Below are 25,956 nucleotides of genomic sequence, written 5' to 3' on the forward strand. Positions count from 1 at the left end.
GAAGGGCCGCTGCCGTAGCGACGGCAGCCAGGATGAAACTCATGCTCCGCAGCGCAATGCTTCGTTTCGCGAGAGACAGGAAGGCCAACGTCGCCATCATCTTCGCGCTGATGATGGTCCCCACGATCTTTCTACTGGGCATGGCGCTCGACTATACGCTGGCCCTGCGCAAGCGGGAGCAATTGAACGCAGCTGCCGACGCGGCCGCGATCGCGGCCGTGAGGCCGGCGATGCTGACGCAGAGCGACACCACCGTCGTCAAGGCGACCGCGGAAGCCGTCTTCGCAGCGAAGGCGAATCTTCCCGGACTGTCCGCGGTTCCGACACCGACGGTCACTATCGTCGATTCCGGTCTCGCGCGAACCATCACGGTTTCCTACACCGCGCAGTCCACGAACAATTTCCCCGGCGTTCTCGGCAAGCAGACCTGGCAGGTCGCCGGTTCCGCGACGGCGAGGGCGTCGAGCGCGCCCAACATGAATTTCTATCTGCTGATGGATGACTCGCCGTCCATGGGGATCGGCGCGACCACGACCGACATCAGCAATCTCATCAAATACACCGCCCCCGCGTACCAGTCGGCAGGGGGCTCGCAGAACTGCGGCTTCGCCTGTCATGAAACCAATATCGCTCACGACGGCGGGACCAAGGATAACCTCGCGATCGCGCGACAAAGAAATATCACCTTGCGGATCGATCTCGTGACGAGTGCCGTCAACCAGTTGCTGAATAGCTGGTCGAACTGCCCGCAGTCGGGCGTTTCGGGCGGCGTCATGCAGTGCATGTCGGCGTTGAACAACACCACCTACAAAGCGGCGCTCTATACGTTCGATTTGGGTTTGAACGCACTGGCCACACTGACCACCCCGACCAGCGCCGGAACCCAGGTTTCCAACATCGCGCTGATGCCGGTCGCCTACCAGAACTGCGTCGTTGTGACGACCAACTGCAAGACCGACAATGGCACAGATATCGCCGGCGCGCTTAAAAGCCTCAACGACGTCATGCCCACTCCCGGGCTTGGGAGCAACGCGTCGGGAGATACGCCGCAGGAAGTGGTGTTCCTTGTCACCGACGGCGTGGAGGACAAGATCGTCTCGGGCGCTTCGACTTGCCCCAACGCGAGCCTCGCCTCCAACAATCGATGCCAGCAGCCGCTCGACACGACGATCTGCACGACCATCAAGAACCGGGGCATTAAGATCGCTGTCCTCTACACGGAATACTTGCAACTTAAGACCCCCAATATCCCGGTCACGAACAGCTGGTACATGAGCTGGGTGGACCCGTACAACGAGCCTACTTCCTTGACCGGGACCATCGCGCAAAAACTGCAATCATGCGCCTCGCCTGGCTTCTATGCCTCCGTCCAAACCGGTGGCGACATTTCCGACGCGCTGACGAACCTCTTCATCAAGGTGGCGTCAAGCACTGCCAGCCTCGTGCAGTAGAGCAAGCGCCATGACTGGTCCAAAGGCTACAACGAGAACGAGGCGCGGCGGTCGCTGCGCAGCTTTCGCCCGGGACAGCAGGGGTGCCACGGCCGTCGAATTCGCGCTCGTCGCCGCGCCGTTCCTCGCCCTCATCATTGCGCTCATTCAGACGTTCATCGTTTTCTTTGCGCAGGAATTGCTCGAATCCGTGGTGCGTCAATCGGCGCGCCTGGTCATGACGGGACAGGTTCAGTCCGCGCAGATGACGCAGTCCGCATTCAAGCAGAAGGTCTGCGACCAGATCGTGATCTTGTTCAACTGCAGCGGCATCATGGTGGACATGCAGGTCGCCACGTCGTGGACTTCCGCGAACACGGCCATGCCCTCCCTGACCTTCGACGCTACGGGTGCGGTCACCAACACCTGGCAGTTCAATCCCGGCGACTCCGGCGATATCGTCGTCCTCCGGGTGATGTATGTCTGGCCTGTCATGCTCGGGCCACTCGGTTTCAATCTGTCGAATCTTTCCAACGGCAACCGGCTGATCATGGCGTCCGCCGCGTTCCAGAATGAGCCAGGGAGCTGACTGATGATCGCCGGCCTGTCGTTTCGCGCACGGGACCTGTGGACCGACGCTCGCGGCGTTGCGGCGACGGAGTTCGCCATCGTGAGCCCGTTCATGCTGCTGCTCTATATCGGCGGCGTCGAGCTCGGGAACGGGTTGGCCATGAACGTCAAGGTCTCCGCGACCGCGCACAGTGTTGCGGACATGGTTTCGCAGAACACCCAGGTCACAGCGTCCCAGATGACCGGCATCCTTGCCGCTTCGACCGCCATCATGGCGCCTTATGCCGTCAAGAGCGGCAGTACCTCCCTGATGACGATCACGGTCTCCGGAGTCTCGACCGACAGCAAGGGCAATGCGACGGTGCAATGGAGCACGTCGACCAAATCGGGGGCAGCGCGAACCGTGGGTCAGCAGATGACCTTGTCCCAGTTCACCGCCACCGATCCGAAGAATCCCAACAACGCCAACATCTCGCTCATCCTGAGCGAGGTGGCCTATGACTACACGCCCAACCTCGGCTATACGATCGCCGGCACCGTGCAGCTGACCGACAGCTATTACCTGTTCCCGCGCTGCTCGACCAACAGCCCGGCCAACTCGAGCTTCCCATACTACGACGTGAAGTATCCGGCGACGACGACGTGCACATGCGTCCAGCATCTGCAGCAGAAGACCTGCTAGCGTCGCGACGCGGCGCCGGTTAACCGGGATGCAGGCGGGCAATGCTGGCGTGATGCCGCTGTCCGACGTGTCAAACGGTCCGATAGGTGCACGTGGCATCTGGCGCGAGGCCACCGCTTGGTGCTGGCAAGGCAAGAGTTCGTACTCTGCGGGTTAATCATATCGGTCGCAACGTGTGGCTTATGGGGATTGAAGAGGGCCGCCCGCAAATGCAGCCATTTTCGGCCGCTCTTTAGGCCCATTTCAGCCAAACTGTTATCAGTTGCTCGTCGACCGGGGCAGGACCTTTCAATTTGGAGTCCTGCGATGTTCAAGCTAGTTCTTTCTGCGTGTCTCTTTGTTGCCGTCAGCTCTATTGCTTCGGAAGCACGACCCTACCGCATTGATCACGCGCCCGAGTGCAATGTCATCATGCCCTGCGACTTCTCGTCTTCGCAAACGCGCCGCGAGCGCGTTTCCAGTTACTCGTCACAGACGCCCCATTCAAGACAACTCACAATGGTCGCCGCTGGCAATGCCGTTCCGGCGGCGAATGTCACTGGCGATCGGATCGTCGGCGGCCGACCGGCCGGTTGCCCTTCATCCTTCTGCGGTTGCGGCGCAGCCCTGCGCGTGTTTGGTCGCATGGTGCCGGAATTGAATCTCGCGGCTAACTGGCTACGTTTTCCGCGTACATCGCCAGCGCCGGGAATGGTGGCGGCACGACGCGGCCACGTGTTCGTCCTGGAGCAGCACCTCGGGGGAGACCTCTGGATGGCGTATGACGCCAACTCGGGCGGACACGCAACAAGAATGCACGCGCGTTCCTTGCGGGGGTATACGGTCGTCAACCCGCGCGTCGCGACGCTTTGAGCAAGGCTTCCTGCAACAATGTCGGGCAGGGCATCGGCGACTTGTGTATCCCGCCATGATCACATCATGCCGGTGTCTTGCCCGACGAGTCAAATCGCCTTGCGGACGCGTAAGTCATTGATCCGCCGTGCCTCGGCTACTGTGCATGGGGTTGTTTTCGCGGTTTTTGTTTGCGCCCCCGCTCCAGTGCCCCTTACGCGCTCTCCGTCTCCCGGTGCACGTCGTGCACCACCAGCCCCATGCCTTGCTCGGGCATCTTGATCCAGTCGCGCCACTTCAGCGTGCGCTTGGTGTCCTCAAAGCCGCTCTGCCAGTGCTCGCGCATCGAGGTGCCCGAGAATTCGTGGTCCTTGGCGTCGCCCTCATAGGCCTTCTGCTGGTAGATCAGATGCAGGATCGCGATCTCGGGTATGTGGCACAGGCTCGCTTTCAACTTGCGCTCTTCCTCGCTCAGTTGTTCCTCCGGCAGCTTCGCCAGGGCCTTGTAGAGCAGGACCTTGAGATTGTGCGTGCGGCGCGCATCACTACATCGCCGATCTGACGTTGCCGTTCGGCCGCGTCGTGCACGACTATATCAGGGAAGCCGAGGCGGCGGCCGCGACGGGGCTGGCCGCGGAGTAGGGCGGCGCCATCATCAAACTGTAACAAAGGCGTAATTGAGTACCCGCGTGGATCCGGACGATGCCGTCAGCCATCTTCCGGAGACGGGGCATTTGTTGACGGTTGGGGCGACCATGGCTGAGCCGGCAAAGCTTGTCAGCGCGATATCGGGGGCTGAGCCTGCCATTCCGGGCCTGGTCTGGGCGTTCCGCCTGCACAGCGACGGCAGCGCCGAGGCGCTGCCGATCGACCGGCCGATCGAGTTCAGCCATGACGGCCGGCTCTGGCTGCATTTCAACCTGACCGATGCGCGGGCGCGGCCGTGGATTGCGGCATCGACGCTGCCGCCGCTTGCGCGCGAGCTGCTGCTGTCCAACGACACGTTCCAGCAGCTCCATGTCATCGACCACTGCGTCTACGGCGTGTTCTCCGACCTCGTGCGCGACATCGACAGCGCCACGGAGGAGACCGCGTTCCTGCGCTTCGCCATGACCGAGCACCTGCTGGTCAGCGGCCGCCAGCAGGCGCTGTGCTCGGCGGATGCGACGCGCCGGGTGCTCGAAGGCGGCTACCGCGTCGACAACGTCGCCCATCTCCTGGAAAAGATCGTGGACGAGGTCGCCGACACGCTTGATCGGATGGCCGACAAGCTCGGGCAGGAGATCGACGGCATCGAGGAACGGATCCTCGCCGACGATGCCAAGCCGGAGATGCGCCGCAATCTCGGCCGGCTGCGCCGCACCTGCGTCAGGCTGCATCGTCAGCTCACCGGCCTGCGCGTGCTGTTTCACCGGCTCGACCAGAAGAACACGGACCATCTCTCGCCGGGCTTGCGGATCCACGCCGGCAAGCTGGCGCAGCGGCTCGATGGCCTCGATCACGACATCGTCGAGCTGCGCGAGCGCAGCCGGCTGCTCGAGGAGGAGCTGCGCTTCAAGAACGAGGAGGAGAGCAACCACCACCTCCACACGCTCTCCATCGTGACGTCGCTGCTGCTGCCGCCGACGCTGATCACCGGCATCTTCGGCATGAACACCAAGGGCCTGCCGCTCACCGACGTCGAGACCGGATTCCTCTGGGCGGCGGCGCTGATGGCCTCGTCGGTCGGCGCGGCCTATTTGTTCATGCGGCGCACGGGCATTTTCAAGTAGCGTACCCAGCCGTGAACGCGACTGCCGATAGCTCTCTGCTGCGAAGCATGGCTGCAATTGCGCTGGCGTGCACCTTGGCGAGCACGGGCGCGCGCGCCGGCGCCAAGGACGAAAGCGCGGCGGAATGGCTGGCGCCAAAATGGTTCAACGAATGGCATGACGGGCTCGCCAACAAGGGCCTGAATTTCGGCGCCACCTATATCGCCGACAACATCGGCAATGTGTCCGGCGGTGTTGCGCGCGGCGCGATCCATTTCGGCCGCCTCGATCTCTCGGTCGATGCCGATCTGGACAAGCTCGTCGGCTGGAGCGGCGGCCGCTTCTACGCCAACGCCTTCGTGATCTACGGCCGCGGGCTCTCGCGCAACTACGTGCAGAACCTCGCCACCATCAGCGAGATCGAGGCGCTGCCGGACCAGCGGCTCTACAACGCCTATTTCGAGCAGAGCTTTTTTGGCGACAGGCTGAACATCAGGGCCGGCCAGCAGGCCGCGGATGTCGAGTTCTTCGACAGCCAGACCGACGACCTCTTCATCAACGGCACCTTCGGCTGGCCGGCGATCAAGGCGAGCAACCTTCCGGCCGGCGGCCCGGCCCCGCCGATCGCGGTGCCCGGCATTCGCATCAAGGCGGCGCTGTCAGACCAGATCACCGCGTTTGGTGCGGTGTTCAACGGCGATCCGTCCGGTCCGGGCGACGCCGATCCGCAGATTCGCGATCATCACGGCCTCGCATTCCGCGTCAACGATCCGCCCTGGGTGATCGGGCAGGTCCGCTTCAACTACGACATCGATATCGGCGGCCGCTCGCTCGCCGGCAATTTTACGCCGGGCGCCTGGAAGCACTATGGCTCGTTCGACAGCCAGCGGTTTACCGCGGAGGGACTGTCGATCGCCGATCCCTCCGGAAGCGGCGTTCCGGCAAAGCTTCGCGGCAACTACGGCATCTTCGCGGTGATCGAGCAGGTGCTGTACCGGCCGCCGGAGGTGAAGGACAACACCACGTCAGCTTCGATCCCGGGCATCACCGCGTTCGGCCGCATCGCCTACAGCCCGCCGGACCGCAATCTGATCGACCTCTATCTCGACGGCGGCATCGGCTTCGTCGGCTTCACGCCAGGCCGTCCGCTCGACCGCTTCGGCGTGGCGATGGCCTATATGCGGATTTCGAATACCGCCCGCACGCTCGATCTCGATACGCAGGCCTTCACCGGCGTGCAGAGCCCGGTGCGCAGCAACGAGACCCTGATCGAGATGATCTACGAGGCGCATATCAAGCCGGGCTGGCTGGTGGCGCCGTATTTCCAGTACGTGTTCCGCCCCTCGGGCGGCGTCCCCATTCCGAACGATCCGAGCGGGACTTCGCGGATCGGTGACGCCGCAGTCTTCGGCGTCACCACCACGATCCGGTACTAGGGCAGCTTACGCCATTGCGGGTTGCGTCTTCGGCTTCGGCTGCCGCGACAGCGCCAGCACGATCAGCGAGGCGAACACGCAGAGCGCGCCGGCGATGAAGAAGGCGGGCAGGTAGCTCTGGAGCAGCGTCCGCGACAGGCCCGCCCCGAAGGCCGCGGTGCCGGCGCCGAGCTGATGCCCGGCGAAGATCCAGCCGAACACCAGATTGGCGCGCTCTGGGCCGAACTTCTGCGCGGTGAGGCGCACCGTCGGCGGCACGGTGGCGATCCAGTCGAGGCCGTAGAACATCGCGAAGATCGATAGGCCGTAGAACGAGAAATCGCTGAAGGGCAGGAAGATCAGCGAGAGACCGCGCAGGCCGTAGTACCAGAACAGCAGCCAGCGATTGTCGTAACGGTCCGACAGCCAGCCCGAGAAGATGGTGCCGAAGAAGTCGAAAATACCCATCGCAGCCAGCAGGCTTGCGGCCTGCACCTGCGGGATGCCGAAATCGAGGCACATCGGGATCAGGTGGACCTGGACGAGGCCGTTGGTCGAGGCGCCGCAGACGAAGAAGGTCGCAAACAGGATCCAGAACGCGCTCGACTTCGAGGCATCGCGCAGCGTGCCGAGCGCTACCGCCGTGATCGAGCCATTGTTGACGGGCGGCGCGGGCAGGGGCTCGGTGCCCTCGTCGCCGAACGGGCGCAGGCCCAGATCGCTCGGACGGTCGCGCATCGCGAGCAGGACCGCGAGTGCGGAAACGCCGAGCATGATGCAGACGAAGCCGAGTGCCAGTCGCCAGCCGAAGCGTTCGGTGAGGCTTGCAAGCAGCGGCAGGAACACGAGCTGACCGGTGGCGACGCTCGCGGTCATGATGCCGACGACGAGGCCGCGTCGCGCCGCGAACCAGCGCGTGGCGATGGTGGCTCCCAGCACCAGCGCGGTCATGCCGGTGCCGATACCGATCACGACGCCCCACAGGGCTATGAGCTGCCAGACCTCGGTCATGCCAAGCGATGCGACCAGCGCCGAGACCACGATCAGCTGCGCCGTGAGCGTGACGTTGCGCAGGCCGTAGCGGTTGAGCAGGGCGGCGGCGAATGGCGCCATCAGCCCGAACAGGATGAAGCGGATCGACAGCGCGGAAGAAATCTCCGCCGTGCTCCAGCCGAACTCCTTTTGCAGGGGAACGATGAACACGCCGGGCGCACCGACCGTGCCGGCGCTGATCAGCGCGGCCAGGAAGGTCACGCCGACCATCACCCAGCCGTAGTGGATATTGCGGCGGCTGAGCCTTGCCGCGAGCCAGTTCGAGATCATTGGGCCTCAATCATGGTTGGCGGTCCCTCCCGGGACACGCGTCATCGTTATAATCTGGCATATTCGTCGGAAGTCTAAAATGTCAGACTTCCCTCAATTTCGGACATAACGACTAGTGCGGCAGCCGCTCCACCGCGATGGCCGTGGCTTCGCCGCCACCGATGCAGAGCGCGGCGACGCCGCGCTTGAGGTTCTGCGCCTCGAGCGCATGCAGCAGCGTCACGATCAGCCGCGCGCCGGTGGCGCCGATCGGATGGCCGAGCGCGCAGGCGCCGCCGTTGATGTTCAGCTTGTCGCGGGGAATGCCGAGATCGCGCTGCGCCGCCATCGCCACCACGGCGAAAGCCTCGTTGATCTCGAACAGGTCGACGTCACCGGCGCTCCAGCCGATCTTGTCGAGCAGCTTGCGGATCGCAGGGATCGGCGCCGTGGTGAACCATTGCGGCTCCTGGCTGTGGGTGGCGTGGCCCTTGATCACGGCAAGCGCCGGAAGGCCGTTGCGATCGGCCAGCGACCGCTTCGTCAGCACCAGCGCGGCGGCACCGTCGGCATTGGCGGAGGAGGCGGCCGGCGTGATCGTGCCATTGGCGCGGAACGCCGGCTTCAGTCCGGGAATCTTGGCCGGATCGACCTTCAGCGGATGCTCGTCATTGGCGATGACGCGTGGGCCAGCCTTCTCGGTCAGCGTGATCGGCGCGATCTCGGCCTTGAACGCGCCGCCCTCGACCGCCCTGCGGGCGCGGCTGAGCGTCTCCATCGCATAGGCGTCCTGGTCCTTGCGGGTGAACTGGTAGGCCTCTGCCGTGGCCTCGCCGAAATCGCCCATGGATCGTCCGGTCTCGTAGGCGTCCTCCAGCCCGTCCATCATCATGTGGTCGATGATGCGGTCATGGCCGACGCGATAGCCTCCGCGTGCCTTGGCGAGAAGATAGGGCGCGTTGCTCATGCTCTCCATGCCGCCGGAGACGACGATCTCGGCGGAGTCGGCGCGGATGATGTCGTGCGCCAGCATGGTCGCCTTCATGCCGGAGCCGCAGACCTTATTGACCGTGGTGGCGCCGGTCGCATCGGGCAGGCCGGCCGCACGGGCAGCCTGGCGTGCCGGGGCCTGGCCTTGTCCTGCGGGCAGCACGCAGCCCATGAAGACCTCATCGACCTTCTCAGGCGCGAGCTTGGCGCGCTCCAGCGCAGCGCCGATCACATGCGATCCAAGCTTATGCGCGGCCAGCGGCGACAATTCGCCCATGAAGCGGCCGAGCGGGGTACGGGCGGCGGAGACGATGACGACGGGATCGGCGGCTTCGGCCATGACGGGACTCCCTGCGATGACGGTTGAGTAAGATTATGCGCATCATATGATGCGGCGCAAAAAATGCAACGGCGGCTGGGATGAGAAAATCTTGTGGTTCGCATGAGATTTCCTCCTGCGATCGGAGGAGGGGCTGTGACTCTAGGAACGAAAGCGCTCCCCCAATGACGATGTCTGCCCCGCGAAGGCGAGGGCATCCAGAACGCCGCGGCTTCTCGGCTCAATCACCGCAGCCTCTGGAATACTGGATCTCCCGCCGCGCGGGCGATGACAGCGTCATGCGGAACGAAGCACCCCGTCCAGCGCTTACCGCTTCCTGTTCACGAACGCCTGCATCAGGCGCGTCGGCTCGTCGGTCAGGAACGACTCGCCGAACACCTTGACGCTGAGGTTCACCGACTCCGTCAGCGGCAGTTCCTCCCATTGCCGTAGCAGCGCCTTTTGCGACCGCAACGCCTCGGGGCCGCATTCGAGCAGCGCCTTCACCGTGTGCTCGACGGCTGCATCCAGCCCGCCCTCGGGCGCCACCTTGTCGACCAGGCCCCAAGCGAGCGCCGTCGGCGCGTCGATGTTCTCTGCCGTCATCACCAGCCAGCGCGAGCGGGCCCAGCCGATCAGGCGCGGCAACAGCGCGGCGTGGATCACCGAGGGAATGCCGACGCGGACCTCCGGCATGCCGAAATGCGCATCATGCGCGGCGATGCGGAAGTCGCACGCGGCCGCCACCTCGAGCCCGCCGCCGAGGCACCAGCCGGGCATGCGCGCGATCACGGGGGCGGGGAACTGGCGCACGGCCTCGCAGAGATCGCGCAGGCGGCTGATGAAGGCTTCGGCCGATGCCTGCTCGAGCTTGGCCATCTCCTTGATGTCGGCGCCGCCGATCATGCTCTTCTCGCTCTGGCCGCGCAGCACCACGACGCGGATGCTGCGATCGGAGGCGAGCTGTTGCAGGCCTTCGCGCACCGCGTCGGTGACGGGCGAGCCGAGGATGTTGAGCGAGCCGGCGTTGCAGATCGCGACGTGAACGACGCCGCGCGCATCGCGCGTCACGCCGCAGTGGTTGTTGAGCATTTCCATCGTGGGATCTCGACCTTTGTTGGACGTGCGCGGGCGCACCGGTCGGGGTCACTTCCGGGCCGAAACGCGTTGCTTGTCAAGCGGGCCGGGGAGACGGAGTTGCCAGCGCGAAGTTCGTGGCATAGTATGATGTATGTCATACAAAGAGGCTGCCATGACCGACATCGATCAACTCGACCTGTTTTCGCCCACGCAGCGGCGCGAGCGTGTGGTGGACTGGCAGGTCCCTGCGCCGGTCGCGAAAGCGGCGATGGGCCTGTCGGGCATGGACGCCATGCTGGGCATTCGCGATGGCCGGCTGCCGCCGCCGCCCTTCGCAAAGCTGATCGGCTTCACCATGGCGGTGGTCGAGCCGGGCCGGATCGTGATGCAATTGGAGCCGCGCGAGGATCTCGAAAATACCATCGGCCTTCTGCATGGCGCGACGGCCGCGGCGCTGATCGACACCGCCATGGGATGCGCCATTTCGACCCGGCTGGAGGCCGGGCAGTCGTCCGTGACCCTCGATCTGAAAATGACGTTCCTGCGTCCGCTGTCGGTCCGGTCCGGGCTGATCACGGCCGAAGGCAAGATCATCAAGCTGGGACGGCAGACCAGCTACACCGAGGGGTTCGTCCGCGACGGCAAGGGGGCGCTCGCAGTCCATGCAACTGCAACCTTTTCCATGATTGGCAATATCTTAACATGAATTAATTCACCGTCCGGTCCATTCTTGTGTTATGAAATGATCTCCGACATCCAATGAGACCCGCATGCGCTATTCCCGGGAACACAAGCAGGAAACCCACGACCGCATCGTGAAGAAGGCCTCCGTGCGGCTGCGCGAAAAGGGTGCGCACGGCATCGGCGTCGCCGACCTCATGAAGGAGGCGGGCCTGACCCATGGCGGCTTCTACGCGCATTTCGATTCCCGCGAGGCGCTGGTGATCGAGGCCTTTGCCTACGCCATGGACCGCTCGATGGAGCACTGGCGCAAGATCAGTGGCGAGGTCTCTCCCGAGAAACGGCTGGCGCTGATCGCAGAGACCTATCTCTCCGCGCTGCATCGCGACAATCCCGGCCATGGCTGCTCGATTCCCGCGCTGGGCGCCGAGATCGCCCGCGAGAGCCCGAAGACGCGAAAGGCCTTCGCCGGCAAGCTCGACGAGATGATCGAGATGATGACCGACTACATCCCGAACCTGCCGCGCAAGGCGGCGCGCAAGCAGGCGATCGCGACGCTGGCGACGATGGCCGGCACCATGCTGCTGGCGCGCATCGCCGGCTCCAGCGAACTGTCGGACGAGGTGCTGAAGGCGGGCAGGGACAGCGCGCTGGATGGTGCGAAGCGTGAGCCGAAGGTGGCGGCGGTGAAGAAGGCGAAGCAGAGTTAGGCCGAGATGCCGTAGGGTGGGCAAAGGCGCTCTTGCGCCGTGCCCACCGTCTCTCCGTGATCGTAGTTGGCATGGTGGGCACGCTTCGCTTTGCCCACCTACGGGATCGGTGCTTACCGCCCCGCAAACAACGCCCGCTCGCGCTCCACGATCTCGCCGATGTAGTCCGCCACGGCCCTGATCCGGGCGAGGTCCTTGCTGTCGGCGTGCATCAGCATCCAGAACGTCCGCGTGATCGAGATCTCCTCCGGCAGCACCGCGACAAGGTGCGGATAGTCGCTCGCCATGAAATGCGGCAGCACCGCGATGCCAAAGCCCGAGAGCGTGGCGTTGAGCTGTGCGATCAGATTGGCGCTGCGGAAGCGTGCGGAAATCCGCGGCGACACCTGCGGCAGATAGTCGAGCTCCGGCGTGAACAGGAGCTCCTCGATGTAGCCGACAAAGCGGTGCTGCGGCAGCACCTCGCGCGAGACGATCGGCGGGAAGCGGTCGAGATAGGCGGGGGCGGCATAGAGCCCGAGGCGGTAGTCGAGCAGCTTGCGGCCGACGATGCGGCCCTCCTTCGGCATGGTCAGGCTGATCGCGATGTCGGCCTCGCGCTTGGAGAGACTGAACAGCCGCGCAGTTGCCACAAGTTGCAGATCGAGATCGGGATACCGGTCCGCGAAGGGCGCCAGCCGCGGCGCCAGGAAGGCGGTACCGAAGCCATCGGGCGCACCGATCCGCACCGTTCCGGTCAGCCGCGCCACGGAGCCGCCGACCTGCTCCTGGTTGGCGACGATGGTCGATTCCATCGCTTCCGCGCTGTCGGCGACGCGCTGGCCGGCCTCGGTGAGGAGATAGCCGGTCTTGCGCCGGTCAAACAGCTTGGCCGACAGGTGCTTCTCCAGCCGGTCCACGCGCCGGATCACGGTGGCATGGTCGACTCCGAGCTGTTTTGCCGCAGCCGAAACCGAGCCGCCCCGCACGATGGCCAGCACGAAGCGAAAGTCGTCCCAGTCGATAGCGCCTTGATCCAGCATTTTCGCACATCTATGGTGCAATATATCAGACTTGAATCCTATAAAATGCAGGTCGATAGGATTTGTCAAAGCGAAGAGGCTGGCCTGAAGGAGATATTTCCATGCGTTCAATCGGACATTTCATCGGCGGCAAGGAGGTCAAGGGTACCTCGGGCCGCACCGCCGACGTTTTCGAGCCGATGACCGGTGACGTGCAGGCCAAGGTGGCGCTGGCGTCCAAGGCCGAGGTCCGCGCTGCCGTGGAGAACGCCCGCGCCGCGCAGCCGGAATGGGCCGCGACCAACCCGCAGCGCCGCGCCCGCGTCATGATGAAATTCGTCGAGCTGGTCCAGCGCGACTACGACAAGCTCGCCGAGCTGCTGGCCCGCGAGCACGGCAAGACCGTGCCGGACGCCAAGGGCGACATCCAGCGCGGCCTCGAGGTCGCCGAGTTCGCCTGCGGCATCCCGCATCTGATGAAGGGCGAGTACACCGAGGGCGCCGGCCCCGGCATCGACATCTATTCGATGCGCCAGGCGCTCGGCGTCGTCGCCGGCATCACGCCGTTCAATTTCCCGGCGATGATCCCGATGTGGAAGTTCGCGCCCGCGATCGCCTGCGGCAACGCCTTCATCCTCAAGCCCTCCGAGCGCGATCCCGGCGTGCCGATGCTGCTCGCCGAACTGATGATGGAAGCGGGCCTGCCGGCCGGCATCCTCAATGTCGTCAACGGCGACAAGGAAGCGGTCGACGCCATCCTCGACGACCCCGACATCAAGGCCGTCGGATTCGTCGGCTCCACGCCGATCGCGCAGTACATCTATGAGCGCGCCGCGCAGACCGGCAAGCGCTGCCAGTGCTTCGGCGGCGCCAAGAACCACGCCATCATCATGCCCGACGCCGACATGGACCAGGCGGTCGATGCGCTGATCGGCGCCGGCTACGGCTCGGCCGGCGAGCGCTGCATGGCCGTCTCCGTCGCGGTGCCCGTCGGCAAGTCCACCGCCGACCGCCTGATGGAAAAGCTGATCCCGCGCGTCGAGAGCCTCAAGATCGGCACCTCGATCGATCCGTCGGCCGATTACGGTCCGCTGGTGACGCGCGAGGCGGTCGAGAAGGTCAAGGGCTACATCGACATCGGCATCAAGGAAGGCGCGACGCTCGCCGTCGACGGCCGCGGCTTCAAGATGCAGGGCTACGAGAAGGGCTTCTATCTCGGCGGTTCGCTGTTCGACAACGTCACCAAGGACATGCGGATCTACAAGGAAGAGATCTTCGGCCCGGTGCTCTCGGTGGTGCGCGCGCACGACTACAAGGAAGCGCTGGCGCTGCCATCTGAGCATGACTACGGCAACGGCGTTGCGATCTTCACCCGCGACGGCGACGCGGCGCGCGACTTCGCGGCCAAGGTCAATGTCGGCATGGTCGGCATCAACGTGCCGATCCCGGTGCCGATCGCCTATTACACCTTCGGTGGCTGGAAGAAGTCGGGCTTCGGCGACCTCAACCAGCACGGCCCGGACTCGGTCCGCTTCTACACCAAGACCAAGACGGTGACCTCGCGCTGGCCGTCCGGCGTCAAGGAAGGCGCGGAGTTCTCGATCCCGCTGATGAAGTGATCTCCTCAGCCGTCATTGCGAGGAGCTCTTGCGACGAAGCAATCCAGGATCTTTCCGCGGAGACAGTCTGGATTGCTTCGCTTCGCTCGCAATGACGAGAAAAATGAGCAGCCCAGCATGCAGTTCGCTCTGAACGAGGATCAGATCGCGGTTCGCGACATGGCGTTGGCGTTTGCGGCGGAAAAGATCGCGCCGCACGCGCTGCGCTGGGACGAGGAGAAGCATTTCCCCGTCGACGTGATGCGCGAGGCGGCGACGCTCGGCATGGGCGGTATCTACATCCGCGAGGATGTCGGTGGCTCCGCTATGACCAGGTTCGACGCGGCGCTGATCTTCGAGGCGCTGGCGACGGGCTGTCCGACCACGTCGGCCTTCATCTCCATCCACAACATGGCGTCCTGGATGATCGATGCCTACGGCAGCGACACCCAGCGCCACAAATGGCTGCCGAAGCTCTGCACCATGGAGCTGATCGCGAGCTATTGCCTGACCGAGCCGGGCGCCGGCTCCGATGCGGCGGCGCTGCGCACCCGCGCGGTGCGCGATGGCGACCATTATGTGCTCAACGGCCAGAAGCAGTTCATCTCGGGCGCCGGCGGCACCGACCTTTTGGTCGCGATGGTCAGGACCGGCGGCGACGGCCCCGGCGGCATCTCGACGCTCGTCATTGACGGCAACACACCGGGAGTCTCCTTCGGTGCCAACGAGCGCAAGATGGGCTGGAATGCGCAGCCGACCCGCGCCGTCATGTTCGAGAACGCCCGCGTGCCGGTCGCCAACCGGCTGAGCGAGGAGGGCGTCGGCTTCAAGATCGCGATGGCCGGCCTCGATGGCGGCCGTCTCAACATCACGGCATGCTCGCTCGGTGGCGCGCAGACCGCGCTCGACAAGGCGCGCAACTATATGAAGGAGCGCAAGGCGTTTGGAAAACGCCTCGACGAATTCCAGGCGCTGCAATTCCGTCTTGCCGACATGGCGATTGAGCTCGAGGCCGCGCGCACGTTCCTGTGGCGGGCCGCGGCGGCGCTCGACCGCAAGGATCCTGACGCCACCATGCTCTGCGCGATGGCCAAGCGCTTCGGCACCGATGTCGGCTTCGAGGTCGCCAACCAAGCGCTCCAGCTTCACGGCGGCTACGGCTACCTCAGCGAATACGGCATCGAGAAGATCGTGCGCGATCTGCGCGTGCACCAGATCCTCGAAGGCACCAATGAAATCATGCGGCTCATCGTGGCGCGCAAACTGATCGAGGGCGCGCGATGACGGCAGCGGAAGAGGGCGATCTGGTCGCCCGCGTCGAGGGATCGGCCGGCGTCATCAGGCTCAACCGTCCCAAGGCCATCAATGCCGTGACGCTCGAGATGTTTCGCGACATCGAGACCGCGCTCGACCGCTTCGAGACCGATGCGGCCGTCGCCGTGATCGTGCTGGAGGGCGCCGGCGAGCGCGGCCTGTGTGCCGGCGGCGACATCCGCACGCTCTGGGAAAGCTCGAAGGTTCATGGCGACCTCGGCAAGATCCTGTGGCGCGAGGAATATATCCTCAACGCCCGGATCAAGAGGTTTCCAAAGCCCTATGTCGCCTTCATGGACGGCATCGTGATGGGCGGCGGCGTCGGGCTCTCCGCGCATGCGAGCCACCGCGTCGTCACCGATCGCACCAAACTCGCGATGCCCGAGGTCGGGCTCGGCTTCTTCCCGGACGTCGGCGGCACTTATCTGTTGTCGCGCTCGCCGGGCGAGATCGGCACCTATTTCGGCCTGACCGGCCAGACCATGAACGGGCCGGACGCGATCCACGCGAAGTTCGCCGATTGGGTGGTGCCGGCGGCGAAATGGCCGGAGCTGCGGGATGCGCTGACGAAGCTGCGCTCCGGTGCAACCGCGGCCGAGGTCGGCAAGCTCATCAACGGCTTTGCGACCGGCGAGACCGCCGGGCCGGTCGCGGCAAAGGAGCCGATGATCGATGCGCTGTTCGGCTTCGACCGGATGGAGGACATCGTCGCCGCGCTCAAGCGCGACGGTTCCGAATTTGCTCTGGCGACACTGAAGACGCTCGGCGAAAAATCGCCGCGCGGCATGGTGGTGACGCTGAAGCTGCTGCGGCTGGCACGCGCCGCGTCGAGCCTGGAAGAATGTCTGGTGCGCGAATATCGCGCCGCGCTGGAGGTCTTCCGCAGCGACGATTTCCGCGAGGGCGTACGCGCCGCCGTGATCGACAAGGACCGCAATCCGATCTGGTCGCCGCCGCGGATCGAGGATGTGACGCCGGAATTGCTTGCGCCGTATCTCGCCGAGATTGGCGCCGACGAACTCAAGTTCAACTAACAACAGTCTCAAGCGGAGGAAACGACAATGGCCACGATCGCATTCATCGGTCTCGGCAACATGGGCGGCCCGATGGCGGCCAATCTGGTCAAGGCCGGCCACAAGGTCGTCGCGTTCGACCTCGTCGAGGCCTCGCGCGCGCAAGCCAAGGCCGATGGCGCCGGCATTGCCGACAGCGCATCGGGCGCAGTGAAGGGCGCCGATGTCGTCGTCACCATGCTGCCGGCCGGCAAGCATGTGCTCGGCGTCTGGAACGAGGTCGTCCCTGTCATGACCAAGGGCGCGCTGATCATTGACTCCTCCACCATCGACGTCGAGAGCGCGCGGCAGGCACACGCGCTGGCCGCCAAGAACGGCGTGCTTTCGGTGGATGCGCCGGTGTCCGGCGGTACCGGCGGCGCCAAGGGGGCGACGCTCACCTTCATGTGCGGCGGCGAGGACAAGGCGTTCGCCGCGGCAAAGCCCGTGCTCGAAAACATGGGCAAGAAGATCGTGCATTGCGGCGGCGCCGGCGCCGGCCAGGCGGCCAAGATCTGCAACAACATGATCCTCGGCATTTCCATGATCGCTGTGAGCGAGGCCTTCGCGCTGGGTGAGAAGCTCGGCCTCTCGCATCAGGCGCTGTTCGACGTCGCCTCGACCTCGTCGGGCCAGTGCTGGTCGCTGACGACCTATTGTCCGGTTCCGGGCCCGGTGCCGACCTCTCCGGCGAACAACGACTACAAGCCGGGTTTCGCCTCGGCACTGATGGTGAAGGACCTGACCCTGGCGCAGGATGCCGCCAAGGCCGCCGGCGCGGCGACGCCGCTCGGGCAGCATGCGCAGGAGATTTACCAGGCCTTCGACAAGGCGGGGCAGGGCGGGGTGGATTTTTCCGGAATTATCAAGCACGTTCGCGGCCTCGCTGGAAAATAGCGAGGCTTTGCCCGTAGCCCGGATGGAGCGAAGCGAAATCCGGGACAGGCTCTGCCAATTGCGTAGCCGGCCCCGGATTGCGATTCGCTCCATCCGGGCTACGCTCGCAGGTCAATTGGACGGGCCCGGACCATGACGACATTTCAGGAAGCGCGCGCGTTTCTTCTACAACACCGCACGGATTACGAGGCAGCGGTCAAAGGCTTCCGCTGGCCCGATCCGGCCCCCTTCAACTGGGCGCTCGACTGGTTCGACGCCGAGCTGGCGGCGAATGCGGAGAGCAAGGATCGCCCCGCGCTCTGGATCGTCGATGCCGCGCAGGACCGGCAGACGAAATTGTCCTTCGCGGCGCTGTCGCGCCGCTCCAATCAGGTCGCCAACTTCCTCCGCGCGCAGGGCTTGAGGCGTGGCGACCATCTCCTGCTGCTGCTCGGCAATGTGGTTCCGCTGTGGGAGACCATGCTCGCTGCGATGAAGCTCGGTGTCGTCGTCATCCCCGCCACCACGCTGCTCACCGCCGACGAGCTGCGCGACCGGCTCGATCGCGGCAAGGCGAAGGCCGTGGTGGCCGCGCAGGACCAGGTCGCGAAGTTCGCGAGCCTCGGTGCAGAGAATGTCGTCCGCATCGTGGTCGGCGCGGCCTCCGATGGCTGGCTCGCTTACGATGAAGCGGCAGAGGCTCCGGATAGCTTCGCGCCCGACGGCCCCACCCACGCCGACGACCCGATGCTGCTCTATTTCACCTCGGGCACCACGGCAAAGCCGAAGCTGGTGCTGCATAGCCAGCGCAGCTATCCCGTCGGCCATCTCTCCACCATGTACTGGATCGGGCTGAAGCCCGGCGACGTCCATCTCAACATCTCATCGCCCGGCTGGGCCAAGCACGCCTGGAGCTGCTTCTTCGCGCCGTGGAACGCGGGCGCCACCGTGTTCGTGGTGAACCAGCCGCGCTTCGACGCGAAGGCGCTGCTCGCCACCATCGGCCGCTGCGGTGTCACCACGCTGTGCGCGCCGCCGACGGTGTGGCGGCTGTTCATCCAGGAGAACCTTGCCTCGTTCAAGGTCGCGTTGCGCGAGGTCTGCGGCGCCGGCGAGCCGCTCAATCCCGAGGTGATCGACCAGGTGCAGGCGGCCTGGGGCCTCACCATCCGCGACGGCTACGGCCAGACCGAGACCACCGCGCTTGCCGGCAACTCGCCGGGGCAAAACATCAAGGTCGGCTCGATGGGCCGCCCGCTGCCGGGCTATCGCGTGCAGGTCAGCGATGCCGACGGCAACCCGGCGAAGGAAGGCGAGGTGACGCTGGTGCTCGGGGCGAACCGTCCCGCCGGCCTGATGCAGGGCTATCAGGGCGACGACGGCAAGCTCTCGGGTGCCGAGGGCGCACTCTATCGCAGCGGCGACGTCGTGTTCGAAGACGAAGATGGTTATCTCACCTTCGTCGGCCGCTCCGACGACGTGTTCAAATCGTCCGATTACCGCATCAGTCCGTTCGAGCTGGAAAGCGTGTTGCTCGAGCATGAACTCGTCGCCGAGGCTGCCGTGGTGCCGAGCCCGGATCCGATCCGGCTGGCAATCCCCAAGGCGTTCGTGCTGCTGACTTCGGGTGCGGAGCGAACGCCGGAGACGGCGCTGTCGATCTTCAAGCACCTGCACACCCGACTTGCGCCGTTCAAGCGCATCCGCCGCCTTGAAATCGTCACCGAGCTGCCGAAGACGATCTCTGGCAAAATCCGCCGCGTGCAGCTACGACGTCTCGAGCGCGACGATGATCGGGGCGATCCGCTGCGTGGCCGGGAATTCCGCGAGGAGGATTTTCCGGAGCTGTCGAAAACCCGGGGCGAGAGTTAAGTGGGTACCTTCGTCATTCCGGGGCGCGCGGACCGCGAACCCGGAATCCATTCGGCGACAAGCTCTGTGGCACAATGGATTCCGGGCTCGATGCTGCGCATCGGCCCGGAATGACGCCATCTGGAGCTATCAATGAACGAAGTCTGGAAGAAGCCGCCGATTACGCTGGACGCCTATCAGGCCATGGTCGGCAAGGAGATCGGCGTGTCGTCATGGCACCTGATCGACCAGCCCCGCATCGACACCTATGCCGACGTGATCGAGGATCACCAGTTTATCCACGTCGACCCTGAACGGGCAAAGAAGGAGACCGCGTTCGGCACCACCATCGCGCACGGCTTCCTGACCATGTCGCTGCTGTCGATCATGTCCTATGAGGTGATGCCGGTCATCGCCGGCACCACGATGGGCGTCAATTACGGCTTCGACAAGCTGCGCTTCATCTCGCCGGTGCGCTCGGGAAAGCGCGTCCGTGGCCGTTTCGTGCTGGCGGAAGCCAAGCTGCGCAAGCCGAACGAGCTGCAGTCCCGCACCAATGTCACTGTCGAGATCGAGGGCGAGGACAAGCCCGCGCTGGTCGCCGAGTGGCTGGGCCTGATCTATTTCGCGTAGGTCTGGCCGGGCTTGACCCGGTCCTTCAACGCTGCTCAAAAGCTGTCCGATCTCTCGCGGAGCTCTCTTACCCACTCCCCCTGTGGGAGAGGGTGGCTTCGCGCCACCTTCTCCCACGAGGGGAGAAGGAAGAAAGGAAGCACAATGGCAATCAGGTTTGACGGACGCGTCGCCATCGTCACCGGCGCGGGCAATGGCCTCGGACGGGCGCATGCGCTGGGGCTGGCGAGCCGCGGCGCCAAGGTCGTGGTCAACGATTTCGGCGGTGCGCGCGACGGCACCGGCGGCTCGCTGTCGCCAGCGGAAGCCGTGGTCGAGGAGATCCGCAAAGCCGGCGGCACCGCGATGGCCGACGGTGCCGACGTCTCGAACTTCGAGCAGGTCACCGCGATGGTCGAGCGTGCCACGAAGGAATGGGGCAGCGTCGACCTCTTGTGCGCCAATGCCGGCATCCTGCGCGACAAGTCGTTCGGCAAGATGGAGGCGGCCGATTTCCAGAAGGTGCTCGACGTGCACCTCGTCGCCACCTTCTACTGCTGCAAGGCGGCCTGGGCCGGCATGCGCGACCGCAACTACGGCCGCATCGTGCTGACCACGTCGTCCTCCGGCCTTTACGGTAATTTCGGCCAGGCCAATTACGGCGCGGCGAAGTCCGGCATGGTCGGCCTGATGAATGTGCTGGCGGAAGAGGGCCGCAAGACCAACATCCGCGTCAACATCATCTCGCCGACCGCGGCGACCCGCATGACCGAAGAGCTGCTGCCGCCGCAGGCGCTGCAACTGATGAAGCCGAACGCGATCACGCCGGCGGTCGAGTACATGCTGAGCGAGGATGCGCCCACCCGCACCATCATGGGCGCCGGTGCCGGCTCCTTCGCCGTGATCAAGATTGTCGAGAGCGAAGGCATCAACCTGCCGGAGTCCGAATGGACGCCGGACGCGGTCGCCGCGCATTTCGCCGAGATCAGCGACATGTCGAAGGCGAAGGCTTTGCAGGGCGCCTTCGAGCAGACGCAGAAGTATGTTGCGCAGGCCGCGGCCAGGGCCGGCATCAAGCTCTGAGTTGTCATTCCGGGGCGCGCGTAGCGCGAACCCGGAATCCATCGTGCCTCAGAATCCGTCGTCTAATGGATTCCGGGTTCGCGCCCAAGAAGGCGCGCCCTGGAACGACGAGCTGGGCGCTAGAATCTGGCCTAAATTCCCACCATGACCGCACCCGAATCCCACGTTGCCATCATTGGCGCAGGTCCGGCCGGGCTGATGGCGGCCGAGGTGCTGGCGCAGGGTGGCGCGCGCGTCACCGTCTACGACGCGATGCCATCCGCCGGCCGCAAATTCCTGATGGCGGGCCGCGGCGGGCTCAACCTCACTCACAGCGAGCCTCTGCCGCAGTTCATGCCGCGCTATCGCGAGGCGGCGGCGAAGCTGCAGGCCGCGATCGAAGCGTTTCCACCCGACGCGCTACGCGCCTGGAGCGAGGCGCTGGGCGAGCCGACCTTTGTCGGCACCAGCGGCCGCGTGTTTCCGAAGGCATTCAAGGCCTCGCCATTGCTGCGCGCCTGGCTACGGCGACTGGACGCCAGCGGCGTACGGTTCGCCTTTCGCCATCGCTGGACCGGGTGGGATGGGGAAGGGCGGCTGTTGTTCCAAACCCGGAGCGGCGCCTCCGTCGTTGCGGCCGATGCCACGGTCCTTGCGCTCGGCGGCGCAAGCTGGCCGCGGCTCGGGTCGGACGGCGGCTGGGTCGATATCCTTGCGGCCAACGGCATTGCCATCTCAAAGCTGCGGCCGGCCAATTCCGGCTTCACCGTCGCCTGGTCCGAATTGTTCCGTGACCGTTTCGAGGGCCAGCCGCTCAAGGGCGTGGCGCTGACGATCGGTGCACACACGGTGCGCGGCGAAGCGATGATCACCCGCAGCGGCATCGAAGGCGGCGCGATCTACGCGCTGTCGGCGGAGCTGCGCGAGGCGGTGCTGGGGATCGGGCAGGCGACGCTGACCATCGCACTGCGGCCCGACCTCGGCGCCGCCGCGCTGACCACGCGCCTGTCAGGTACGCGCGGCAAGCAATCGCTCGCAAACTTCCTGCGCAAGGCCGCGCAAGTATCGCCGGTCGGGATCGGCCTGATGCAGGAGGCCGCGATCGCATCCGGCCGGCCGCTGGCATCGTTCTCGCCGGCCGAGCTCGCACACCTGATCAACGCAATTCCGGTTCAGCTCACCGGCGTTGCCCCGATCGATCGCGCGATCTCGACTGCAGGCGGCCTTTCGTTTGACGAGCTCGACGCGGACTTCATGATCCGCAAGCTGCCGGGCGTGTTCGCCGCCGGCGAAATGCTGGACTGGGAGGCGCCGACCGGCGGCTATCTGCTGCAGGCGTCGTTCGCGACCGGCGCTGCCGCGGGCAGGGGTGTGCTGGGGTGCCTGAAGCGCTCATAGAACCCTGTCGAGGCTCGCTGATAGAGGCGCTCATGACGTCCCCGTCCGGCTGACGAGATCCGTGACCAGGCCGAGCACCCCAAAACTCGCCGCCACCGCGCAGACCATCGTCCAGCCGCCGAGGGTCCATGCCAGCGATGCCGCGGCGGCACCGACACCGCCGCCGATGAAGAACAGCGCGACGAACAGGCCGTTGATGCGGCCGCGTGCCTCGGGCCGCAACAGGTTGATTGCCCGGCGGCCGAGCGTCTGGTCGGTGGTGATGCCGACATCGAGCAGGATGGTGCCCAGACTGAGCACGAGGAGGGCGGCAATGCGGGACTCCAGCGCGCCGGCCCAGGCGCAGAGCGCGAGCGAGCCGATGATGAGCAGATGGGCCGCAACAAACATCGAGCGTGCCCATCCCTTGTCCCCCCACCGGCCGGCCATCGGCGTCGCGGCGGCGCCAACGACGCCAATCAGCGCGAAAGCGGCAATTCCCTTGGCATCGAGGCCGAACGGCGCCTCCGGCAGTCGCAGCGCGACCGCCGACCAGAAGGCGGTGAAGGAGGCCATGACCAGCGATGCGGTCCAGGCGCGCACGCGTAGCACGGGCTCTTCGCGCAGCAGCCTGGGAAATGAGCGCAGCAATTCGCCGTAGCTTGCGCGCGCCGGCGATTGCAGGGCTGGAAGGTAGCGGCCGAGCGCGCCGGCCAGCAGCGCCATCAGGGCGGCGGAGACGACGTAATAGGCGCGCCAGCTCCAGAGATCGGCGATCAGGCTCGCCGCAGGCCGCGACAGCAGAATGCCGATCATCAATCCGCTCATCACCTCACCGATGGCCTGTCCGCGCCGCTCCGGCGCCACCATGGACGCAACCAGCGGAACCATCATCTGAATCGCCGCGCAGGAGGCGCCGAGGGCGAAGGTGCCAAGCAAGAGCAGGAACGGCTTCGGCGCAAACGCCGTGGCGAGCGCGGCAAGGATAGCGCAGCCGAGCGTGCGCAGGATGACGCGCCGGTTCTCGACGAGATCGACCAGTGGCACCAGCAGCAACAGGCCGAGGGCATAGCCGAGCAGCGTCAACGTGCTGATCAGGCCCGCCTGCCACGCCGGCATGGACAAGGAGCGCCCGATCTGCCCGAGCAGGATCTGCGGCGCGAACAGGTTGGTGACGACGACACCGGCAGTGATGGCGCCAAGCCAGATCAGGGGCCGTTCGGCGAGTTGGTTTCGCGACGCAAGCGTGGGGGTTTCTGAAATCGTCATGGGACCTCGCGGGGCTCAGTGCAGGTCCCTTTAAGCCGCGGGTCCAATATGCTACAATTCAAATAAGCCTATAAAGAATATGCGAGTTAGTTATGAATACCCATGACCTTGTCGCGTTTGTTGCGGTGGTCGAGACCGGATCGATCGTGGCGGCCTCGGCGCGCCTCAATCTCACGCAGCCCGGCGTGACGCGGCGTATCCAGAACCTCGAGGAGATGCTGGGGGCGAAGCTTCTGGACCGGCTCTCCAAGCCGCTGAAACCGACAGCGGCGGGCCATGAAGCGTATGAGCAGGGCCGGCGCCTGCTCCGGATGCTGGACGATCTCAAATCAGGGGTCGCCAATGACGGCGTGGTGCGCGGCGAATTCCGGCTCGGCCTGACGCCGTTCCTCTCGGAGCCGGGGCTGACCGGACCGCTCGACGCGGTGCGTGCCGAATTTCCCGCGCTGGCCGTGCGTGTCGTCTCCGGCTGGTCGCCGAACCAGCTCGAACGTGTCTGCCGCAACGAGCTCGATGCGGCCGCGATCTGTCTGCCCGACGGCGCGGTCCCGCCTTCCGATCTCGCCGCCGACGATCTCGGCGCGCAGCCCGTCGTGTTCGTCGTTGCGCGCGACATGAAGATCCCGCGCATCGTCGATCTTGAACGGCTGTCGCAGCTGTCGTGGGTGATCAACCAGGACGGTTGCGGCTTTCGCGACACGCTGAAACGAAAATTCGACGCCGAGCATCTGCCGTTCAGCATCGCCGTGGAGGCGCTGGACAGCGAGCTCCGCCTGTCGCTGGTGTCGCGCGGCCTCGGCGTCGGGTTGGTCACTCCGATCGCCCTAAAACGCAGCGCGTTTCGCGACAAGCTCAAGCCGGTGGTGGCGCGCGACTTCAAACCCGCCGTGCGCGCCTGGATGGTCCATCGTGCGCCCGCCGGCCGTCTGGAGCGGCCGATCAAGCTGTTCCGCGATGGACTGGACCGGGAGCTCCAGGCGCTGATCGGGAGTTAGCGCAGCTTCCCCCGCGCCGCCACCGGCAGCGTGCCGATGATCTCCTCGCCACGCACCATCACGACCTCGTCCATCATGTTGACGACGACGCAGACATGATTGGGAATGATCCGCACGACGTCGCCGACGTTCGGGCGTGTGTTGCTGCGGGAGAGATCGAGGAAGCCGTGCTCTTCGGCAAAGCGCGCGATCTTGGCTTCGGGGTGCTCCAGGATCAGGCCGTGGCCGTCCAGCCCGCCGGTGTCCGTCGTCAGCGTCTTCGAGCCGGCGTCCAGAATGCCGCGCTCCGGCGCGGCGCGGCTCACCACGGTCGAATAGATGTGCAGCGCGCAGTCGTCCCAGGTGGCGGAGCCGGCCGCGACCTGCATGCGGTCGTTGTAGATATAAGTGCCGAAGCGATGCTCGGTGCCGCCCTTGAGCTTGCCGATGTTGACGAGGTTCGGCGTGCCTCCGGTGGAGACGATCTTTGCATCCAGCCCGTGCGCGCGCACGCCGGCCAGCGCCTCGTCGTAGAATTTCTGCGCGTCGGCCCAGCCGGTCTCGGTCGGATAGAGCATGAAGCCGGCGAACGCGAGCCCCTTGGACCCTGCGATCTCGCGCGCCAGCGCAATCGCCTCGGCCGGCGTCTCGACGCCGGCGCGCTTGCGGCCCGTATCGCATTCGACCACCACCGAGAGCGGACGGCCTGACGCTGCGGCCGCCTTGGGCAAACCGGCAACCACGGTCGAATTGTCGGCGGCAACCGTCATGTTCGCCTTCGCCTGCAGCGCGCCGAGCCGCGCCATCTTCTCTTCGCCGAGCAGATTGTAGCTGATCAGGATGTCGTCGATGCCGGCATTGGCCATGATCTCCGCCTCGCCGAGCTTCTGGCAGGTGATGCCCTTGGCGCCGGCCGCGATCTGCATCTTCGCAATCGTTGGGTTCTTGTGCGTCTTGATGTGGGGACGATTGGCGACGCCGGCCTCGTCGCAGGCTTTCTGGATCCGCGCGATGTTGCGCTCGACCTTGTCCATGTCGATGACGGCGCAGGGGGTGCCGTATTCACGGGCGATCTTGGCGGCGAGAGGAGTGGTCATGTGATGTCTCTATATTCGGTCCTGTAGGATGGGTAGAGCGCAGCGAAACCCATCATTTGCAGCAACCGGGCAAGTGTCGATGGGTTTCGCTTCGCTCTACCCATCCTACGGT

22 protein-coding genes and 2 pseudogenes are annotated in these 25,956 nt (G+C 65.2%); 17 read left to right on the forward strand and 7 right to left on the reverse strand.

Annotation, left to right across the window (positions count from 1 at the left end):
• Positions 1–41 precede the first annotated feature (41 nt).
• The 4 genes from WN73_RS34135 (at position 42) to WN73_RS34150 (ending at position 3,534) form a co-directional block, all read left to right on the forward strand.
• Complete coding sequence (locus tag WN73_RS34135) at positions 42–1,451, forward strand: TadE/TadG family type IV pilus assembly protein (RefSeq protein ID WP_028170976.1); 1,410 nt, start codon at positions 42–44, stop codon at positions 1,449–1,451.
• A 10-nt stretch (positions 1,452–1,461) separates the two neighbouring features.
• On the forward strand, positions 1,462–2,019 hold the full coding sequence (locus tag WN73_RS34140) for a TadE/TadG family type IV pilus assembly protein (protein ID WP_011086719.1): 558 nt from the start codon (positions 1,462–1,464) through the stop codon (positions 2,017–2,019).
• Positions 2,020–2,022: 3 nt separating this feature from the next.
• Positions 2,023–2,682 carry a TadE/TadG family type IV pilus assembly protein gene (locus WN73_RS34145; protein WP_271556601.1) on the forward strand — a complete coding sequence of 220 codons (660 nt, stop codon included), beginning with the start codon at positions 2,023–2,025 and terminating at the stop codon, positions 2,680–2,682.
• A gap of 306 nt (positions 2,683–2,988) precedes the next feature.
• Positions 2,989–3,534, forward strand: coding sequence for a hypothetical protein (locus tag WN73_RS34150; RefSeq protein ID WP_271556603.1), 546 nt, complete (start codon positions 2,989–2,991; stop codon positions 3,532–3,534).
• Between the two features lie 193 nt (positions 3,535–3,727).
• On the opposite strand, the pseudogene WN73_RS34155 reads toward WN73_RS34150, so the two are convergent.
• Positions 3,728–4,051, reverse strand: a pseudogene (locus WN73_RS34155) (DUF3734 domain-containing protein); the annotation flags it as partial.
• Positions 4,052–4,268: 217 nt separating this feature from the next.
• On the opposite strand from WN73_RS34155, the gene WN73_RS34160 reads away from it, so the two are divergent.
• Positions 4,269–5,285 (forward strand): transporter, encoded by a 1,017-nt coding sequence (locus WN73_RS34160; protein WP_271556605.1) that lies wholly within the window; start codon positions 4,269–4,271, stop codon positions 5,283–5,285.
• Between the two features lie 47 nt (positions 5,286–5,332).
• A complete protein-coding gene (locus WN73_RS34165) occupies positions 5,333–6,700 on the forward strand; it encodes a carbohydrate porin (protein ID WP_271556607.1) in 1,368 nt (455 codons plus the stop codon).
• Between the two features lie 6 nt (positions 6,701–6,706).
• Here WN73_RS34165 and WN73_RS34170 read toward each other — a convergent pair whose 3' ends face one another.
• From WN73_RS34170 to WN73_RS34180, 3 genes are all read right to left on the reverse strand, one after another.
• Positions 6,707–8,002, reverse strand: coding sequence for an MFS transporter (locus WN73_RS34170; RefSeq protein ID WP_271556609.1), 1,296 nt, complete (start codon positions 8,000–8,002; stop codon positions 6,707–6,709).
• Between the two features lie 112 nt (positions 8,003–8,114).
• Positions 8,115–9,311, reverse strand: coding sequence for an acetyl-CoA C-acyltransferase (locus WN73_RS34175; RefSeq protein WP_271556611.1), 1,197 nt, complete (start codon positions 9,309–9,311; stop codon positions 8,115–8,117).
• Between the two features lie 306 nt (positions 9,312–9,617).
• A complete protein-coding gene (locus tag WN73_RS34180; protein WP_271556613.1) occupies positions 9,618–10,388 on the reverse strand; it encodes an enoyl-CoA hydratase in 771 nt (256 codons plus the stop codon).
• A gap of 154 nt (positions 10,389–10,542) precedes the next feature.
• On the opposite strand from WN73_RS34180, the gene WN73_RS34185 reads away from it, so the two are divergent.
• Both WN73_RS34185 and WN73_RS34190 read left to right on the forward strand, forming a co-directional pair.
• Positions 10,543–11,076, forward strand: a complete 534-nt coding sequence (locus WN73_RS34185; RefSeq protein ID WP_028170984.1) for a PaaI family thioesterase — start codon at positions 10,543–10,545, stop codon at positions 11,074–11,076.
• A 64-nt stretch (positions 11,077–11,140) separates the two neighbouring features.
• Positions 11,141–11,761 (forward strand): TetR/AcrR family transcriptional regulator, encoded by a 621-nt coding sequence (locus tag WN73_RS34190; RefSeq protein ID WP_028170985.1) that lies wholly within the window; start codon positions 11,141–11,143, stop codon positions 11,759–11,761.
• 113 nt (positions 11,762–11,874) lie between these two features.
• Here WN73_RS34190 and WN73_RS34195 read toward each other — a convergent pair whose 3' ends face one another.
• The gene (locus tag WN73_RS34195) at positions 11,875–12,783 is read right to left on the reverse strand and encodes a LysR family transcriptional regulator (protein WP_271556616.1); all 909 of its coding nucleotides are present in this window, start codon (positions 12,781–12,783) and stop codon (positions 11,875–11,877) included.
• A 101-nt stretch (positions 12,784–12,884) separates the two neighbouring features.
• Between WN73_RS34195 and WN73_RS34200 the strand changes: the two genes are divergently transcribed.
• From WN73_RS34200 to WN73_RS34235, 8 genes and pseudogenes are all read left to right on the forward strand, one after another.
• Positions 12,885–14,381 carry a CoA-acylating methylmalonate-semialdehyde dehydrogenase gene (locus WN73_RS34200; protein ID WP_027543112.1) on the forward strand — a complete coding sequence of 499 codons (1,497 nt, stop codon included), beginning with the start codon at positions 12,885–12,887 and terminating at the stop codon, positions 14,379–14,381.
• A gap of 117 nt (positions 14,382–14,498) precedes the next feature.
• The gene (locus tag WN73_RS34205; RefSeq protein ID WP_011086732.1) at positions 14,499–15,644 is read left to right on the forward strand and encodes an isobutyryl-CoA dehydrogenase; all 1,146 of its coding nucleotides are present in this window, start codon (positions 14,499–14,501) and stop codon (positions 15,642–15,644) included.
• Entirely contained in the window at positions 15,641–16,708 is a 1,068-nt protein-coding gene (locus WN73_RS34210; protein ID WP_011086733.1) for an enoyl-CoA hydratase/isomerase family protein, read from the forward strand. Before WN73_RS34205 ends, WN73_RS34210 begins: the two co-directional genes overlap by 4 nt.
• 21 nt (positions 16,709–16,729) lie before the next feature.
• Positions 16,730–17,623 (forward strand): annotated as a pseudogene (gene mmsB / locus WN73_RS34215) (3-hydroxyisobutyrate dehydrogenase); the annotation flags it as partial.
• Positions 17,624–17,755: 132 nt separating this feature from the next.
• Entirely contained in the window at positions 17,756–19,474 is a 1,719-nt protein-coding gene (locus WN73_RS34220) for an AMP-binding protein (protein WP_271556621.1), read from the forward strand.
• A gap of 132 nt (positions 19,475–19,606) precedes the next feature.
• Complete coding sequence (locus WN73_RS34225; protein ID WP_011086736.1) at positions 19,607–20,086, forward strand: MaoC family dehydratase; 480 nt, start codon at positions 19,607–19,609, stop codon at positions 20,084–20,086.
• Positions 20,087–20,230: 144 nt separating this feature from the next.
• Entirely contained in the window at positions 20,231–21,148 is a 918-nt protein-coding gene (locus tag WN73_RS34230) for an SDR family NAD(P)-dependent oxidoreductase (protein ID WP_271556623.1), read from the forward strand.
• 144 nt (positions 21,149–21,292) lie between these two features.
• Positions 21,293–22,525, forward strand: a complete 1,233-nt coding sequence (locus tag WN73_RS34235; RefSeq protein ID WP_271556625.1) for an NAD(P)/FAD-dependent oxidoreductase — start codon at positions 21,293–21,295, stop codon at positions 22,523–22,525.
• Between the two features lie 30 nt (positions 22,526–22,555).
• Here WN73_RS34235 and WN73_RS34240 read toward each other — a convergent pair whose 3' ends face one another.
• Positions 22,556–23,773 carry an MFS transporter gene (locus tag WN73_RS34240; RefSeq protein ID WP_271556627.1) on the reverse strand — a complete coding sequence of 406 codons (1,218 nt, stop codon included), beginning with the start codon at positions 23,771–23,773 and terminating at the stop codon, positions 22,556–22,558.
• A gap of 92 nt (positions 23,774–23,865) precedes the next feature.
• Between WN73_RS34240 and WN73_RS34245 the strand changes: the two genes are divergently transcribed.
• Complete coding sequence (locus WN73_RS34245) at positions 23,866–24,768, forward strand: LysR family transcriptional regulator (RefSeq protein ID WP_271556628.1); 903 nt, start codon at positions 23,866–23,868, stop codon at positions 24,766–24,768.
• On the opposite strand, the gene WN73_RS34250 is transcribed toward WN73_RS34245, so the two are convergent.
• Positions 24,765–25,844 carry a D-TA family PLP-dependent enzyme gene (locus WN73_RS34250; protein ID WP_271556630.1) on the reverse strand — a complete coding sequence of 360 codons (1,080 nt, stop codon included), beginning with the start codon at positions 25,842–25,844 and terminating at the stop codon, positions 24,765–24,767. The two genes, WN73_RS34245 and WN73_RS34250, sit on opposite strands and share 4 nt — an antisense overlap.
• Between the last annotated feature and the right edge of the window lie 112 nt (positions 25,845–25,956).

Origin of the sequence: Bradyrhizobium sp. CCBAU 45394, assembly GCF_028128655.1 — a bacterium.
GTDB lineage: Bacteria > Pseudomonadota > Alphaproteobacteria > Rhizobiales > Xanthobacteraceae > Bradyrhizobium > Bradyrhizobium diazoefficiens.